This window comes from Thiohalocapsa halophila (genome assembly GCF_016583825.1).
Taxonomy (GTDB): Bacteria; Pseudomonadota; Gammaproteobacteria; order Chromatiales; family Chromatiaceae; genus Thiohalocapsa; species Thiohalocapsa halophila.
In genome coordinates, this window is sequence record NZ_NRRV01000010.1 from 42,694 (window position 1) to 57,786 (window position 15,093).

Annotated in this window: 14 protein-coding genes; 8 read left to right on the top strand and 6 right to left on the bottom strand. The window is 64.0% G+C overall.

Going from position 1 to position 15,093, the window contains the following annotated elements:
* Nucleotides 1-1,439: 1,439 nt before the first annotated feature.
* A complete protein-coding gene (locus CKO31_RS06010) occupies nt 1,440-2,612 on the bottom strand; it encodes a DNA phosphorothioation-associated putative methyltransferase (RefSeq protein WP_200234969.1) in 1,173 nt (390 codons plus the stop codon).
* 46 nt (nt 2,613-2,658) lie between these two features.
* On the opposite strand from CKO31_RS06010, the gene CKO31_RS06015 reads away from it, so the two are divergent.
* The 6 genes from CKO31_RS06015 to CKO31_RS06040 all read left to right on the top strand — a co-directional run bounded on the left by CKO31_RS06015 (nt 2,659) and on the right by CKO31_RS06040 (nt 6,751).
* Nucleotides 2,659-2,988, top strand: a complete 330-nt coding sequence (locus CKO31_RS06015; RefSeq protein ID WP_200234971.1) for a type II toxin-antitoxin system HicB family antitoxin — start codon at nt 2,659-2,661, stop codon at nt 2,986-2,988.
* A 179-nt stretch (nt 2,989-3,167) separates the two neighbouring features.
* On the top strand, nt 3,168-3,566 hold the full coding sequence (locus CKO31_RS06020; RefSeq protein ID WP_200234973.1) for an HIT family protein: 399 nt from the start codon (nt 3,168-3,170) through the stop codon (nt 3,564-3,566).
* On the top strand, nt 3,566-5,887 hold the full coding sequence (locus CKO31_RS06025) for a DEAD/DEAH box helicase (RefSeq protein ID WP_200234975.1): 2,322 nt from the start codon (nt 3,566-3,568) through the stop codon (nt 5,885-5,887). The genes CKO31_RS06020 and CKO31_RS06025 overlap by 1 nt, the downstream gene beginning before the upstream one ends.
* Nucleotides 5,884-6,123 (top strand): DUF4160 domain-containing protein, encoded by a 240-nt coding sequence (locus tag CKO31_RS06030; protein ID WP_200234977.1) that lies wholly within the window; start codon nt 5,884-5,886, stop codon nt 6,121-6,123. Before CKO31_RS06025 ends, CKO31_RS06030 begins: the two co-directional genes overlap by 4 nt.
* Complete coding sequence (locus CKO31_RS06035; RefSeq protein ID WP_200234979.1) at nt 6,080-6,343, top strand: DUF2442 domain-containing protein; 264 nt, start codon at nt 6,080-6,082, stop codon at nt 6,341-6,343. Before CKO31_RS06030 ends, CKO31_RS06035 begins: the two co-directional genes overlap by 44 nt.
* Nucleotides 6,344-6,406: 63 nt before the next feature.
* Entirely contained in the window at nt 6,407-6,751 is a 345-nt protein-coding gene (locus tag CKO31_RS06040; RefSeq protein ID WP_200234981.1) for an HVO_A0114 family putative DNA-binding protein, read from the top strand.
* 32 nt (nt 6,752-6,783) lie between these two features.
* Here the strand turns inward: CKO31_RS06040 and CKO31_RS06045 are convergent, their stop codons facing one another.
* From CKO31_RS06045 to CKO31_RS06065, 5 genes are all read right to left on the bottom strand, one after another.
* A complete protein-coding gene (locus CKO31_RS06045; RefSeq protein WP_200234983.1) occupies nt 6,784-9,705 on the bottom strand; it encodes a DEAD/DEAH box helicase family protein in 2,922 nt (973 codons plus the stop codon).
* 2 nt (nt 9,706-9,707) lie between these two features.
* The gene (locus CKO31_RS06050; RefSeq protein ID WP_322789101.1) at nt 9,708-10,301 is read right to left on the bottom strand and encodes a class I SAM-dependent methyltransferase; all 594 of its coding nucleotides are present in this window, start codon (nt 10,299-10,301) and stop codon (nt 9,708-9,710) included.
* A 431-nt stretch (nt 10,302-10,732) separates the two neighbouring features.
* Entirely contained in the window at nt 10,733-11,365 is a 633-nt protein-coding gene (locus CKO31_RS27610) for a nucleotidyltransferase domain-containing protein (RefSeq protein WP_200234987.1), read from the bottom strand.
* Nucleotides 11,362-12,081: a pentapeptide repeat-containing protein gene (locus CKO31_RS06060; protein ID WP_200234989.1), complete on the bottom strand. Its 720-nt coding sequence runs from the start codon at nt 12,079-12,081 to the stop codon at nt 11,362-11,364. The genes CKO31_RS27610 and CKO31_RS06060 overlap by 4 nt, the downstream gene beginning before the upstream one ends.
* Before the next feature lie 373 nt (nt 12,082-12,454).
* Nucleotides 12,455-13,171, bottom strand: a complete 717-nt coding sequence (locus CKO31_RS06065) for a phospholipase D family protein (RefSeq protein ID WP_200234991.1) — start codon at nt 13,169-13,171, stop codon at nt 12,455-12,457.
* Nucleotides 13,172-13,561: 390 nt separating this feature from the next.
* Between CKO31_RS06065 and CKO31_RS26710 the strand changes: the two genes are divergently transcribed.
* Both CKO31_RS26710 and CKO31_RS06075 read left to right on the top strand, forming a co-directional pair.
* Nucleotides 13,562-13,810, top strand: a complete 249-nt coding sequence (locus CKO31_RS26710; RefSeq protein WP_200234993.1) for a hypothetical protein — start codon at nt 13,562-13,564, stop codon at nt 13,808-13,810.
* A 14-nt stretch (nt 13,811-13,824) separates the two neighbouring features.
* Nucleotides 13,825-14,547, top strand: coding sequence for an RpnC/YadD family protein (locus CKO31_RS06075; RefSeq protein WP_322789102.1), 723 nt, complete (start codon nt 13,825-13,827; stop codon nt 14,545-14,547).
* The last annotated feature ends 546 nt before the right edge of the window (nt 14,548-15,093 follow it).

Below are 15,093 nucleotides of genomic sequence, written 5' to 3' on the forward strand. Positions count from 1 at the left end.
GCGCGATCCGTTCCAGAAGATCGTCCAGGCTCAGCTCGTCCAGGCGGGCCGTCAACCCGGCGGCAACGGTACGCTGCCAGGATGTCTCATCGGGCGCAAGCAGACATGGCGGGTTCTCCAAGGTCTTGAGCAGGGCCTCGGTACTGGCGCGGTCCAGCGCCGCCGGTTGCTGGGCGGGGGCGAGTTGCGCCCTCCAGGCCGCAACTTTGGCCGCTCGCCCTTGCTCCGCCAGCGTGGCCTGCCGTTGGCGCAGCGCCGCGAGCTGTCGGGCAACGACACTGGCGTCGGCATCGGCAAGGTAGCCCGGCGCATTCGCCAGCTCCTGCACCAGTGCATCGCACCGTGCCTGGTCCATCTGTGCGATGGCGTCATCGTCCAGCAACCGGGGCCGCAACCAATCCGTGGAGCGGCGTCGGGCACCTTCCACCTGCTCGGCCGCCAATGCCCGGTAGATGGTCTCCAGATCCCACTGCATCGGCGGTTCGATGTCCATCTGCTCCAGCCAGACTTGAAGGTCCCCGAGCTGATGGGTGAGCTGGTCGGTCAGCAGCTCGGATAGGCGCTCCACGCTGACGGCTCCTGCGTCCCAGGCCACCATGTCGGCCTTGATCCGGTCGATGAGCTTGGCCAGATCATTGATCTGCTCCTCGTCTCGACGGCCGACAAAAAGCAGGCGTACTCGCTCCACTTCGGCGCGGGCCTCGGCAAGCATCTCGGCGTTGAGGATGCGCAGATCGTCGAGCGCCGTCAGGGCCGCATTGCGCTCGTCGACGGACTGCTTCAGCACACCCTGGCGGGTCGAGATCGTGCTGCGGTGTGCGTGCTTCTCGGCATCGGATAGGACCGTCGCGGGGATCGTCCCGAGAACCTCCAGCAGCTCGTCGCCCTGCTTGATCTCGTCAGTCAGATCTTGGCCCGGGGTTGATGCGCCCGGAGTCGGCTGGCGCGGATAATCCTGACAGCGCGCTAGCGTGTCCTGCCACTCAGCGCGAAGCTCTATCGAGTGGATGACCCGTTGTCCTTGCGTTAAATGCCTATTCGCCTCCGCGAGATACCCCAGATCCTTCAGCCAACCTACTTCGCTCTGCATGGTTTCGCGAAAGGCGGCGATCTGTTGGGCGGCACCGCAATGCTGCGTCAAGGTGAAGCGCTGGATGCCGGGCTCAATCACCTCGCGTGCGAACTCGATGATTTGCTCGCACTCGTCCATCATCGCCCGTGGCCAGGCACCGCTCTTGGACATCGCCTGCTGCCGGTGCAGGGCGGCGGCCCCGTAACGCAGCGCGTGGTGCACGCTCTCTCGCCGAACAGCCTCCTCGACCTCGTCGAACCATTTCTTGATTTCGCGTTGCGTCTCGAACAGCCGCCTGGCGGCCTGATCGACCTCGGATGACAGGCGCTGGTAATCCACCGCCAAGCTCGGCGGCACCGGCTCGCGCTCACGCCACTGCTTGGCCTCCTTCGCCAGCTTGACCTGCTCCTGCAGAGACTCGGTGACGGACCATTGATCGATGAACGCCCGCCAACGCGTCTCGGAAGAAGATCCGCTTTGCGCTCTGGCGCAGGCGATCCGACGGCGGCGCGTCGAAGCCCGCCACCGGGAAGCGGCGATCGCGCAGGGCATTGCTCACCGTCTGCTTCAGCGCCTCGCGGAAGCGCTCGCCGCGGGGGTCGTTCTGATTGGCCAGCATCACCGACACCACCAGCAGCCCGCGGGCCAGCGACCAGGCCCGGGTCAGGGCCTCCAGGCGCTCGCGGAAGTCCTCGATGACGTTGATGACGAAGCCCAGGTTGACGATGTCCGCCCCGACCACCGGCTCATCGGGCGCGAAGTACGGGTCCCAACCCCGGGCATCGATGCCGTTCTCCCGCAAGCCCCGCAGATCGTCGCCGCGCCCGCAGCCGTAGTCGAACAGGCTGAGCGAGCCATCAAGCAGGCCGTTGCGGGCCAGGCTTTGGACTGGTGCTGAGAAGCCGTAGCGGCTCAATGCCGTGCGATGCCGCGCCGCCGACCAGCCCGTCGGCCCAGCCAGTGGTCCGGCGGACAGACCTTGCGCCGCGTCCTCGACCCCGTCCGCTCCGTCGTCGTTGCCGATGGGCACGAGCGCATGATCCACCACCCGATAGCCGCGCTCGCGCACCAGCTGCTCCCACTGGCGCTTGTACCCGATGCGCCGCGGGTCATCGAACAAGCCCACCGACTCGCAGGCCGCCGTCAGCGCCGCCCAGGCTTCCCGGCGCGGATCATCCGCCGGCAGCAGCAGCTCCTTGCGGTGCAGGATCGGCGGGTTCAACGAGTCCGCGTAGGTGCGGAAGTCCGCGGTGCCCGCTTCCAGATCCACCCGCCAGCTCGCGGCCAGCGAGGGAAACGGTTCCGTCGAGAACCCGGGGTAATGCAGCAACGCCATCTCGTTGCCGCTCGCGTCCACCCGCACCAGATTGAAGTGCTCGCCCCGGCGGACCTGGGCGATCTCCTCCGCGGCCGCCAGTGATGCGAGCAAGGCCGAGGCGTCCGGGCCGTCCGCCGGCTCCGGGAGTGCATCGACGTGCAGGTAGCGTTTGTTGCCGGCGCGCTTGCCGATGCCCGACGAGGCTTGCTTGTTCAGTTGCAATAATGCACCTACACTATCGGCATGGGCGGAATCGACAGGCTCCAAGATGGTTGACCCCAAACATTACACCTACCGCGTCATCTGGTCGGAAGAAGACCAGGAGTTCGTCGGTCTGTGCGCAGAATTCCCCAGTCTCTCCCACCTCGATGAGGGCCAAGCCGAGGCGTTGTCCGGCATCACCCAACTGGTGGCCGACATCGTCACCGATATGCAGGCCAGCGGAGAAGCGCCACCTCAGCCCATCGCGGACCGCGAGTACTCCGGCCGCTTCCAGGTGCGCATCACGCCGGAGCTCCACCGCCGACTGGCCATCCGGGCCGCCGAGGCCAATGTCAGCCTCAACCGCATCGTGAGTGATCAGTTGGCGAAGCCGTGAGTGCGTCTGCCTGCCAGGAGCGCGAGCGGTCGTTCTGAACCTGGCGACCTTGAGAAGGCCGGCTCCCTCGCGCGAGGTTCCTTTCCCGTCAAGCACGGCATGTTTCCGTCGGGCATATGGCGTGCGATCCGGTTATCTTGTGGTCCTCAGCTGAACGTTGCCCGGAATCCGTCAACGGCATGACCAACGAAGCCCGCCCGGCCTGTGTATTCTGCGCCGTCCCGAAGGACCGCATCGTCGCCGAGACCGATCGGGTCATCACCATCGAAGACGGGTTCCCGGTCTCACCGGGGCACACGCTGATCATCCCGAAGCGCCATATCGCGAGCCCCTTCGAGGCGACCGAAGCCGAGATGGCCGACATCTGGCTGGCGATCCGCCTTGCCGCGGAGCGGCTGCGCGCTGAGCATCATCCGGCCGGCTTCAACATCGGCGTCAACGACGGCGCCGCGGCAGGCCAGACCGTCATGCACCTGCACTGGCATGTGATTCCGCGCTACCAGGGCGACCAGCCCGATCCCCGGGGCGGCATCCGCCGCATCTTCCCGGCGCTGGCCGACTACTGGAGCCCGCGTTGATGGCCAAGCAATCGCCTCCCGGCGCGGACCAATGCGAGCCGGCCGACGCGCCCCTGCTGGACCGCGCCGCCCAGTCGAGCCAGGCCGAGGACGACTTCGTTGCCCTGTTCGCCGAGGTCTTCGGCCTGGAGAAGACCCAGTTGCTCGCCCCCGAATTCCCGTTCCTCGACATCGACGGCACCCCGCGCTTCATCGACTTCGCGCTGCGCGCCGCCCAGCGCAAGATCGCCTTCGAGGTGGATGGCCCGGCCCACTACCAGCCGCCGGATTTCGACCGCGCCAAGTACGAGGACGACCTGCTGCGCCAAAACAGCCTGATCCATCAGGGCTGGCAGGTCTACCGCTGGACCGATCACGAACTGGCACGCCGCGCCGACCGGGTCAAGGCCCAGCTGGAGCTGTTCCTGGCGCATCTGCCGGGGCTGTTGGAGCTGGACGACTTCCTGCCGAAGCAGGCCGGCGCCGAGGCGCGCTTCAACCTGCGCGATCACCAGCAGGATGCGCTGGACTGGCTGGCGCTGATCCGCGCCGAGGGCAAGACCATCGCGCTGCTGGAGCACGCCACCGGCTCCGGCAAGACCGTCACCGCCATCGAGGACGCCAAGCGCGTCGGCGGCCCGGTGCTCTACCTGGCCCACCGCAAGACCCTGGTGCACCAGACCGGCCGCGAATTCGCCAGGCTCTGGCCCGACGTGGACAACGGCCGCATCGAGGCCGGTCGCTGGCAGCCCGAGCGGCATGTGGTCTGTGCGTCAGTGCAGACCTTGGCCAACCGCTTCGGCGACATCGCCCCGGAGCGCTTCCGCTACCTGATCATCGACGAGGCCCACCACGCCACCGCCGGCAGCTACGGCGAGCTGCTCCGCCACTTCACACCGGCCTTCACCTTGGGGCTCACCGCGACCCCGGAACGCCCCGACGGCAAGCCGGTGCTGGAGCTGTTCCGCAACGCCGCGCACCGCTTGACCCTGAAGGAGGCCATCGAGCGCGGCGAGCTGGTCCCCATCCGCTGCATCCGCGTCAAGACCAACGTCGATCTCACCAAGGTTCGCTTCAACGAGGTCCAGTACAACCGCCAAGACCTGGAGACCAGCATCACCGTCCCGGCCCGCAACGCGCTGATCGTCGAGACCTACCTGGAGCACGTGCGCGGGCGCAAGGGCGTCACCTTCTGCGTCAACGTCCGCCATGGCGAGACCCTGGCCGAGCTGTACCGCGAGCAGGGCGTCCCGGCCCGCTCCGTCTCCGGCAGCATGCCGGCGCGCGAGCGCGACGAGGCCCTCGCCGCCTTCGCCAGGGGCGAGGTGCTCATGCTCTGCGCCTGCGACCTGCTGAACGAGGGCTGGGACTGCCCCGACATCGAGGTCCTGCTGATGGCCCGCCCGACGCTGTCGAAGATCATCTACATGCAGCAACTCGGGCGCGGCACCCGCAAGGCCCCCGGCAAGGAGTCGCTGCTGGTCTTCGACTTCGTCGACAACGCCGGGCGCTACAACCAGAGCTGGGACCTGCACCGCCTGACCGGCACCCGCATCTACCGGCCCGGCCGGCTGGTGCTGGCGCTGGAGGATCGCATCGCCGACGAGGACACCAACGGCCCCGGCGACCCCCTGGTGCTCCACCTCGGCCTCTGGACCGAGCGCCTGGAGGAGATCGACATCTTCGACTGGCAGAACGTCGTCAAGGACATGCTCACCGTGGCCGAGCTGGAGCTGGCCCTGGCCGCCTCCGAGGGCTACCTCCGCGGCAAGGTCTTAGCCTCCGACCTGAACCCGGACCATGACCTCACCATCGGCAGCCGCCGCTACCTCTACTTCCACAAAGACCGCAAGCAGGAGATCGGCGAGCGCTACGGCCTCACGCCCGTCACCGCCGCCAACATCCGCGAGCGCTTCCTCGCCTTCTGCGAGGAGATGGACATGGCCGCCAGCTACAAGCCGGTCCTGCTGCGCTGCCTGCTCGATACCGTCGACGACGACGGCAGCGTCCCGATCAACCGGCTGACGCTCGCCTTCCGCGACTTCTATCTTGACCGCAAGGCTGCCGGCCTGTCCGTCGAGAAGCCGCGCGCCCGCATGGCCCGGGTCGACGAGCTGACCGAGACGGACATCCGACAACTCGTCCTCACCATGCCGTTCAAGAAGTTCGCGCAGCGCGGGTTCCTGTCCTATGATCGGGATGCATCGCGGCTGCGGTTTGCTTCGGCGCTCTGGCAACGGATCAGGGACGAGGATGCACGCCAGAAAATCAGGGACTTGGCCAATACTGCGCTGAAGGCCTACCATCAGCGCGCTGGGCTCTCGGAATCGGCAAGCCCATGAATCCAACAGTCTTTCGCGAGGCGAAACTTCGCTTCCACTTCTTCTCGAGAGAAGAAACCCGAATGCACGTCCACGTGACGAGTCCGGACGGGGAGGCCAAGTTCTGGCTGGAGCCGGTCGTTGAGCTGGCGCAGAGCTACCGCTTCTCCCAAGCCCAGATAAAGCAGATACAAAGCACGATTGAGGCAAACTATGGCGAGCTCTGCGCCGCTTGGCGCCGACATTTCGGAACCTGAGATCACCAACATCAGCATCCACGGGTTCTGGCTGCTCTTCGAGGGTGAAGAGCACTTTCTGTCCTTCGATGACTTCCCGTGGTTTCGCGACGCCCCGGTCGCATCGATTTTCAACCTCGAGCAGCCCCATCCCGGGCACCTTTACTGGCCCGATCTGGACGTCGATCTCGGTATAGCAACGATCAAGTCACCGGAAAACTACCCCCTCATCGCTGGATGACCGATCTGGAAGGGCTGAGGGCGGATTCCCAGGTCCACCTCAGGAAACTGTAAAGAAGGACCGATGACCACACTCATCATTGATGTTGCGGACCTGGACGCAGTCAAGGCGAGCTTGCGGGCAGCCTTTCGCGGCGAGCCTCAAGGCTGTCGATACACCTTCCACAGCGAAGAAGCACTATTGGCTATGCTGACTCCGAACCGCTGGCGCATCCTCAAGGCGCTCACCGGTGCAGGGCCTCTGGAGCTGGGCCAGCGTGCGCGGCGCGTGGGACGGGACCGTGACAGCGTCCATGCTGATGCAGAGACGATGGTGAAATTCGGGCTCATCGACCGGAGCAACGACGGAAAGCTGCATCTACCCTATGACGAGGTGCGCGTCAGTCTCGTGTGCCAAGCCGCGGCGTAGTCGACTATCCGTGGTCTGTCCGCGGTTTCCGCTCAGCCGTCCTCGCTCCAAGACGCAAGCAATCGGGCCAACGGACGCATCTCCTCGTTCGCATCGAAGTCAGGATAGTCGGGGTTCGCCGCCTTGAGCACATAGCGGCCATCCGGCTGCTTGGTGATGATGCGCAGCAGGTACTGGTCATCGCCGGTCGCGTCCTGTCGCTCGATGGCCATCACGTTGCCGGTGATGGAGCCGGCCTTGGTCGGATCGACCAGCTCCAGCAGCAAGTAGTCGCCGTCGCACACCGGGTTCCTGCCGCCGTTCATCGAGTTGCCCCGGGCGCGGGCCACGAAGTGGCGGCCCGGGTCGACACGGCCATGGCCCGGCGGAACGCGGTAGGTTTCTTCCACCTCCGTGCTCCCAGTGCGAAAGTGGCCGCAAGCAATGCGCAGATCAGGGAAGTAAGGTAGCTCGGTGCCTTCCGGGGATTCGATGGCGTTGGCCGCCGCGGGCTGCGGGAAATCCAGGATCTGTGCGCCCTCTTTGGGCTCTTCCGCGGTGGCGGTGACGGCGTCGGTCGGCTTCGCCAGGCGCGGCTCGTAGGCGGCGAGCCGGTAGTCGACAAGCTCCTGCACCATCGCCTGAAAGGTCGCGCGCTCGCCGTCGTCCACCGGGAAGGTCGGCCGGAATCGGCCCTCGGCCACCTCGAACCAGTGCTTGGCGTCGTCCTTGCGGTTGCCGCCGGTCCAGGCATTGATGGGGTTGCCCTTCCAGTAGGTCAGCCATTTGCGCTCGTCCACGGCGTCGACCTGCCGAAGGTCCTTGTGGATGTCGTCGATGAAGCGGCGTCGGCGGCGAAAGACCTCCAGCGCCTGGGCGGCCAGGGCCTCGACCGTCGGCGGCTGGCGAAAGCCGTCCAGGTCCAGCATGGACTCCAGCAGCACGGCCTTGAAGCACTTGGTCATGCTGGTGGTCTCCACCTCGCGGAAGAAGCCCGCGTGGCGGTCCAGGCAGGCGGCCTCGTCCGGTGTCAGATCGTCCTGGTCGGCCACCAGCGCCCACCAGTGGCCGTGCTGTTTGCGCAGGCCCTGCATGCTGGACCCGCTGCGGTAGAACTCCGCCAGTGTCGGCCGACGATTCAGGGAGTCGCGCAGCGCCTGGTAGTCGGTCGCCGGTCCCTTGCCCTGGAGTCGGATCAGGAAGTCGATGATGGCCAGGTCGTAGTTGGCGAAGCAGCCGGGCGGCAACTTCAGTTGACCGTCGCGGGCGCGACGGCCGAACTCGGCGAGCTGGCGATAGCTGCTGCCCACATCGAACAGCGCCTGGGGCTTGTTCAGAAAGCCCTGGTGGTTGCCGATGAAGTCCAGCACGACCAGGTGTTCCTTCTCCGGGTGCAGGCGCAGCCCGCGGCCGAGCTGTTGCAGGAACAGCACCTTGGACTCCGTGGGGCGGAGCATCAGCACGGTGTCGATGGCGGGCAGGTCGACGCCCTCGTTGAACAGGTCCACGGAAAAGATGACTTGGAGCCGCCCCTGTTCCAGCCGCTCCAGCGCCTCGCTGCGCGCCAGGGACGAGCCGCGATAGACGGCGGCGGCACGGATGCCCTCGCGCTGGAAGCGGTCTGCCATGAAGTCCGCATGGCTGCGGGACACGCAGAAGCCCAGGGTGCGCTCCCGGCCCTGCTCGCGCCAGTACCGCAGCGCGTGGCGGGCGCGGCCCTGGGTGGCGAGCTTGTTCTCCAGCGCCTGCGGGTCGAAACGCCCGTTGCGCCAGGGAATCTCGCGGTAGTCGACGGTCTCATCAAAAATGCCGAAGTAGCGGAAGGGACAGAGCAGCCCGAGCTCGATGCCGTCGAACAGGTACCGGCTGTAGACGCGATTGTCGTCGCAGAGGCTCAGGATGTCCGACTGGTCCGTGCGCTCCGGCGTCGCGGTGAGCCCCAGCAGGAAGCGCGGTCGCAGGTGTTGCAGCAGCCGGCGGTAGGTGGGTGCCGCGGCGTGATGGAATTCATCGATCACCACGTAATCGAAGTGGTCCGGCGCAAAGCGCTCGAGGTGCTGCGCCTGGCCCAGCGTCTGCACCGACGCGAACAGCAGGTCGACGTCGGTCTGCTTGCGGGCCCCGGTGTAGTGGCCGACGCGCGCGCCTGGATGCACGCGCTGGAAGCTGGCCTCCGCCTGCATCAGGATCTCCTCGCGGTGGGCGACGAACAGCACCCGCGCCGCGCCCATCCTCTGGCTGTCGAAGGCGGCCAGGTAGGTCTTGCCGAGACCGGTGGCCATCACCACCAGGCCCCGCCGGAAGCCCTTATCGCGGGTCTCCGCCAGCGCGGCCAGGGCCTCGCGCTGGACCTCCGATGGCTCCGGCGGCGGTTCCTCGGGCTCCTCGCAGCCGGCCGCGACGGGCAGGTACTGCACCAAGCGCCGACGCGCCTCGTAGCGCTCGATCCAGGGGTAATCTAGAGCCTGGACCTGCGGATGGGCAAGCAAGGCCTCGTACTGGTCGCGAATCTCGCGGAATCGTCTGCTGTCGGAGGAATCGGCGTCGTCCGTCGGCGCCACCCGCAGGTTCCACTCCAGTCCGTCGGTCAGCGCCGTGCGGCTGAGGTTGCTGGAACCGACGAAGGCCGCACCCCAGACCGTCTCGCCCGCGCTGGTTTTGGTGCAGATGTAAGCCTTCAGGTGGAAGCTCTCCCGCTCGGCCTGAAACACCCGGACATCGGCGCCGCGCTCCGCCAGCAGCATCAGCCTGCGCAGCGCTTGCGGATCGGTGACGTGCAGATAGTCGCTGGTCAGCACCCGAAGTCGGGCGCCACGAATCTCGATCGCATCGTCCAGCGCCTGATAGATCATCGCCAGGCCGCTGGACTTGATGAAGGCCACCGCCAGATCGATCTGGTCGGCGCCGCGAATCGCCTCCAGCAGGTGAGGCAGAAACGGATCGGCCGTCCCGCCGGTGGTCAGGAACGGCCGCAAGCTCAGTCCGTCCGTTGCAGCAGCGTGTTCAGCCAGCGCTCGGCCTCGCGGCCCGGGCGCAGGTCGCCGGTAACCCAGGTCTCCACCGGCTCCAGGCCCGGCACCTGATCCAACAGGCCCGCCAGCCCCGGCTCATCCAGATCGGTGAAGTGCCGGCCGTGATGCTCCCGCTCCCCGCTACCGTACTTAAAGGAGGCGTAGAGGATGCCGCCGGGCTTGAGCGCCGCGCGGAGTCGGTCCATCACGTCCGGCAGCTCCACGGTCGGCACATGCAGCAGGCTGGCGCACGCCCAGATGCCGTCGAACTGCTCCTGCCAGGTGATGTCCTGGAAACGCAGGCAGTACACCGGCTGACCGGTGTGGTTCTCGGCCAGTGCGGCCAAGGCAGGCGACGCGTCGAAGGCTGTCACCGAGTAGCCGAGCTTCGCGAAGGCCAGCGCATCGCGCCCGGAGCCACAGCCGGCGTCGAGAATCGCCGCCCCGTCCCCCAACAGCGGCAGGAAGCGGCCGTAAAGCGGGGTCATGTCGACTTCGACGGTACCGTCGAAGAAGGTATGAGCCTGCTGGTCGTAGTACGTGCAACTATGGTCAGACACTCGAACAACTTGTCGGTAGGGCACAGGACGCATCTGCCGGAGACAGTAGGCAGCTCATATCCCGGTCTGCCCCAGAATTCTTCAAAAGACATTTCGATGCTTCCGTGCCACCCAGCACGAATCGGGATTATGCGGAGTCCGGAGGAGTTCTAATCAGAATCTCCTCCAATGTTCGCAGGAGTTCTTTCGCGCGAGTACTGTGGGCCTCATGCTCCTCTTCGAGCGGCTCTTGGCTGTGGGTCGCCATAAAGAACAACTCATTGGATATCTTAGTAAGTAACAGCACGACACTCGCCGAAGATGCGAGTCCATTCGCTGCCGCCCAACGGTTCAGGGCCGACCGCGACAATCCATGCAACCTCTGCGGCCAACATCGAGATGAATTGATAAGATGAAGCACACGTCGCTGCACGTCCATTCTGTCAACAAATTCATCCATCAGACTTCATCTCCAAACATAGCCCCTCCATCCAGCCCTGGACTTCCGAAAGGCTCGTTAGCACAATAGAGAAATCAGAAGCCTCTATTTCTTCTCCCGACCCCCTGGTGGACAAGATTCGAGCCCGCATGAGTGTAGTGTATGCCGCACCATTGATTGGGATACTACTCGCTCCGAGCTGTCGAGCCGAATCTCTTCCGAAAGTTGGTTTCTTCAGTTTGGCAAGTGAGTAACATGTAGCAATATTCCGAATAGCAAGAAAAATTGTGGATAGCTCGAAAACGACACTCGGAGTGCCGTTCCTTATTGCTATTGCCGCCTGAGTGTATAAATTGAGGAAACGGAGGCAATCCTGCAGGCCGCTCGTGTATGGCGCAGGCAACCCTAAGTCGCGCACAAAGTCTGCCCCATCCTCAGCAAAAAGCAACCTGCTTTCTAGCGCTAAATGCCACGCGAAAGCATTACCTAGCTTCCATAGCTTGGTCAATCTCTTGTAAGAATAGATAGAGAACTTTTTTGGATTGAATCTGGAGTCCCGCTTATCCAGCACCGCGAGCAAGTCTACGTCGGAGTCCGGCAAGACATCCCCCCGGCAAATAGAACCAAACGCATAGATATGCATCATCTTCGCCCCAGCCGCTTGACCAAAATCGAGACTAAGAAAGCAAACAGGATATATCGAGTCGCCGCGATACCCGCTAACACCATACTTGAGTATCCTTGCGGCGCGTTGTCCACCCCAAGGAATATCCCAGGCGCCGCAAGAAGCGCCTCCCGATAATCAGAAAGTACTTTCCAATCTCCCAAGTAATAAACCTGGCCAAGACCAATAGCGGCTACAACAATGGCGATAGTTCTAAACAGCTTAAGCCAACTCTCGCCGTTGCCCCAGGAGAAGTCTAAGATTATGAAAGAAAGCCATTCTAGAAAGTGACGAAAACGCTTGAAACCTCTGTAGTGTTTGCGATAGTAGGATTCTCGTGACGCCCATGCCTTGAACAAATGGACGCGATTTGCCGAGAGTTCGCATTGTATCGCCTTGTTCGCCGCCTGCGTGTCCCCAATCTGGGCGTAATTGATTCGCAGTGCCCGGGCAAATCTAAGCTGAAGATTCTCGCGCCCTGGAAGGCCGAATTCCAACACCTCAGGATCAATGAGTGTATTGGAGAATGTCGCATACTCGAAATCGCACCCTAGGAACTGCGAGCCACTCAAGTTGGAGCTAGAGAATCGGCAGCCGATGAACTTGCAGTCCTCAAAGACACAGCGTCTCAAATATGCGGCGTCGAATTCTGAATAGCTAAAATCACAATTTTCAAATCGCTTTTTTTGGGCGACCAACCTCAAAAACTGATAGTTGCGAAAATTAGCCCGTTGCAAATCTTGGCTTATCGCTCGGTCAGTACACAGAACTCTGCCGCTGGGACGAAGAGCTTCGCATTCGTCTGGTACTTGTCGCATATGTGTAACCGGTTTTCGAAAAGAACCCGTAAGGACGGAGATCAAAGGATTCCGGATCAGACAATGGATACGTCAGGAGAGTGCCAGATCACTCGACCAAATAGAGAAGGGGACAAAGTTATTCGAAAACCGAAACTCCCCGCCCGCCGCCTTTCTATCGTCCTTCAGCTTCTACTGGTCACCCCCCTCTGGACAAGAGTCCGGCGGCAGAACTTGCGGGACCGGCGGAATTCCGGGACAGACCACGAATGCCTTACTCAATCGCCAAATCACTCGGCCAGATAAAGAAAGGCCCAAATTTCTTCGAAAACCGAAAGTCCCCACCTGCCGCCTCGCCTTGATCCAGCAACCTGAACTGGTCGCCGTCCCTCGTCAGTAACCCGGCGGTGATCAGCTTGTCGTCGAGCTCTCCGGTACGCATCCCCAAGGCTCTCGCGACCTTCGACGTGGTGAGCTTGTCGTAGGGCTTGTCCTCGACCTTGTTCGCGGCGGAGGGCGCTTGGGCGCCGTCTTCGCCCTTGGCGATGGTTTCGGCGGAGAGGCGAACTTCGTCGCTGATGCGGATCAGGCGTTGGGCCTCTTCGAAGGTGTCGCGGTAGAGCTGTTCTTCTTCCTTGCGGGAGATCAGCACGCCCATCTCGTTGTTGTTGATCTGGCTGAAGTCGTACAGGTTCATGGACGAGATGATGGCGTAACGCTCGGTGACGTAGCACTTGGCGTGAAGATGCTGGCAGAAGCTGGTGCGGACGAAGTTGAGGGACCGCAGCCAGTTGATCTCGCTCGGCGACAGCTCGCTCTTGCCGTAGACGATGCGCACGTCGATCTTCATGCGGTCCTTGTCTTCCAGCAGTTCGCGGATGCGGTCGTTGAACTTGAGGAAGGGGCTGATGATGATCAGCCTTTCGCGCGCGGCCTTGATGAGCTCTTCGAGGTAGTAGTTGGTCGCGCTGGTGTTCAGGAACTTCGCCATCGGTGCTTTTCCGCGTTGATCGGTCAGGTAACGACTGGGTACCTTTTGATTCCGCAGCGTAGCCAAGCCGTGGCCCCGGGGCAAGCACAGAACGCAGTCGGGACGGCGGCACGGACGAGGCCGGGCGCGCCGCTGTGCGTCGCGCGGAGCCCGGGTGCATCGGCCCACGGCGGGATCAGCTGCCGGGACTCAAATTCCGGGGACAGTGTTTTCATCCCGCAAGAAACCGGGAGTAGCTCCGGGCAGACATCGCGGTGCGGCGGCGCGGGTGCCGTTGGGGATGCCGAGAGCTTGCTCTCAGCAATGCATGGTGAAGCGGCCAGGCGTACACGACTGGATGACAGCGGCTATACTCAAGCGTCGCAGCCGAGAGCCGAGCCGGAGGCCGAGATGACAGACGAGGAAACAGCCACCAACCCACCCAGCGATCACGACAGCCCCTGGAAGGAAGCCCTGGAGGGCTGGTTTCCGGAGTTCCTGGCGCTGCTGTTCCCCGCCGTCCATACCGGCATCGACTGGTCCCGCGGGCATCGCTTCCTGGACAAGGAGCTCCAGCAGATCGTGCGCGATGCGGAGACCGGCCGCCGCTATGCCGACAAGCTGGTGGGTGTGCACCGCCTGGACGGTCAGCCCGCCTAGGTCAGCCCATTGGCGTGCTGGTGCACGTGGAGGTGCAGGGGGAGGCGGCGGCGGGCTTCCCGGCGCGCATGTTCGTCTACAACCACCGCATCCGCGATGCCCATGCCGTGCCGGTGGCGAGCCTCGCCGTGCTCGCCGACGCCGATGCCGGCTTCCGCCCCGGGCGCTTCAGCGATGCGCTGTGGGGTTGTGTCATCGACTTCCGCTTCCCCGTCGCCAAGCTGCTGGACTGGAGCACGCCGGAGCGCTGGGCGGCGCTGGAGGCGAGCGACAATGTCTTCGCGCTGGTCGTCATGGCGCAGATCCGGGCCAAGGCGAGCAAGGATGCCGAGACACTCAGGGCCTGGAAGTTCCGCCTGATCCGTCTGATGTACGATAGAGGCTATGCGCGCAAGACCATCCTGGAGCTGTTCCGAATCATCGACTGGATGATCCGGCTGCCGGCGGCGGCGGAAGCGGCCTTTCGCGAGGACCTCTACACCTTCGAGGAGAGCAAGCAGATGCCATACATGACGAGTGTCGAACGGGCCGGAATCGAGAAGGGTCTGGAGCAGGGCAAGCAGATCGGCTATCGCGACGGGGAAGCCGACCTGCTGCTGTGGCTCATCGAGAAGAAGTTCGGCGCCGACGCGGTGGAGCGCGTGCGACAGCGCATCGACGCGGCCGACAGCGACACCTTGCGCCGCTGGTCCGAGCGCATCCTGAGCGCTGACAGCCTGGAGGCGCTCTTCGGCTGAAGGGTAGGGACGCCGGCCGGACTGCCCCTGCAAGCTGGCGTTTCAGGGAGTTCGGTCGACAGTGTACTCATCGACGGGCTCCGGTCTGTTTTCTCGAAATCCCGGCGTCCCCGTCCACGCTGGAAACAACCAAGGCCCAAACACCCGGAACCGATAGCCACCGCAGACGGCTCCTGGTCTTCCCCAGCATACGCCGCGGGACGCGCGCGGGTGTTGTGCCTGAGAAGCGGCACTGCCCCGCGCCAGGAACTGGAGTAGTTTTTCGCTGTGACCGCCCCCTGGGCCTCGAGCTCCAAGAGCTTGCCGAGCTCGTCGAGCTCGATCAGTAGGCCGCCTCCGCCGGTGTTTGCCCAGGCGCTCCGGCTTTGGCTGATGAGGGCGATGACGCGGTCCATGCGGGTGCCGGGCCGTGCCGCGGCCTGGATGCGCTTGACCAAGGTTTGCGGCAGCGCCGCCTGCTCCGCGGCGCGGGCCAGCGCGAGCATCAGTTGGCGGATCAGCGAGTCCGGTGTGCCGTTGACCTGCACACGCAATAGGCCCCGGGTG

Bases quoted from the DNA above. Each gene is read 5' to 3' on its own strand.
- CKO31_RS06025 (WP_200234975.1), top strand. From the start codon at position 3,566: ATGGCCAAGCAATCGCCTCCCGGCGCGGACCAATGCGAGCCGGCCGAC.
- CKO31_RS06065 (WP_200234991.1), bottom strand. From the start codon at position 13,171: ATGGCGAAGTTCCTGAACACCAGCGCGACCAACTACTACCTCGAAGAG.
- CKO31_RS06030 (WP_200234977.1), top strand. From the start codon at position 5,884: ATGAATCCAACAGTCTTTCGCGAGGCGAAACTTCGCTTCCACTTCTTC.
- CKO31_RS27610 (WP_200234987.1), bottom strand. From the start codon at position 11,365: ATGATGCATATCTATGCGTTTGGTTCTATTTGCCGGGGGGATGTCTTG.
- CKO31_RS26710 (WP_200234993.1), top strand. From the start codon at position 13,562: ATGACAGACGAGGAAACAGCCACCAACCCACCCAGCGATCACGACAGC.
- CKO31_RS06040 (WP_200234981.1), top strand. From the start codon at position 6,407: ATGACCACACTCATCATTGATGTTGCGGACCTGGACGCAGTCAAGGCG.
- CKO31_RS06015 (WP_200234971.1), top strand. From the start codon at position 2,659: ATGGTTGACCCCAAACATTACACCTACCGCGTCATCTGGTCGGAAGAA.
- CKO31_RS06035 (WP_200234979.1), top strand. From the start codon at position 6,080: ATGGCGAGCTCTGCGCCGCTTGGCGCCGACATTTCGGAACCTGAGATC.
- CKO31_RS06020 (WP_200234973.1), top strand. From the start codon at position 3,168: ATGACCAACGAAGCCCGCCCGGCCTGTGTATTCTGCGCCGTCCCGAAG.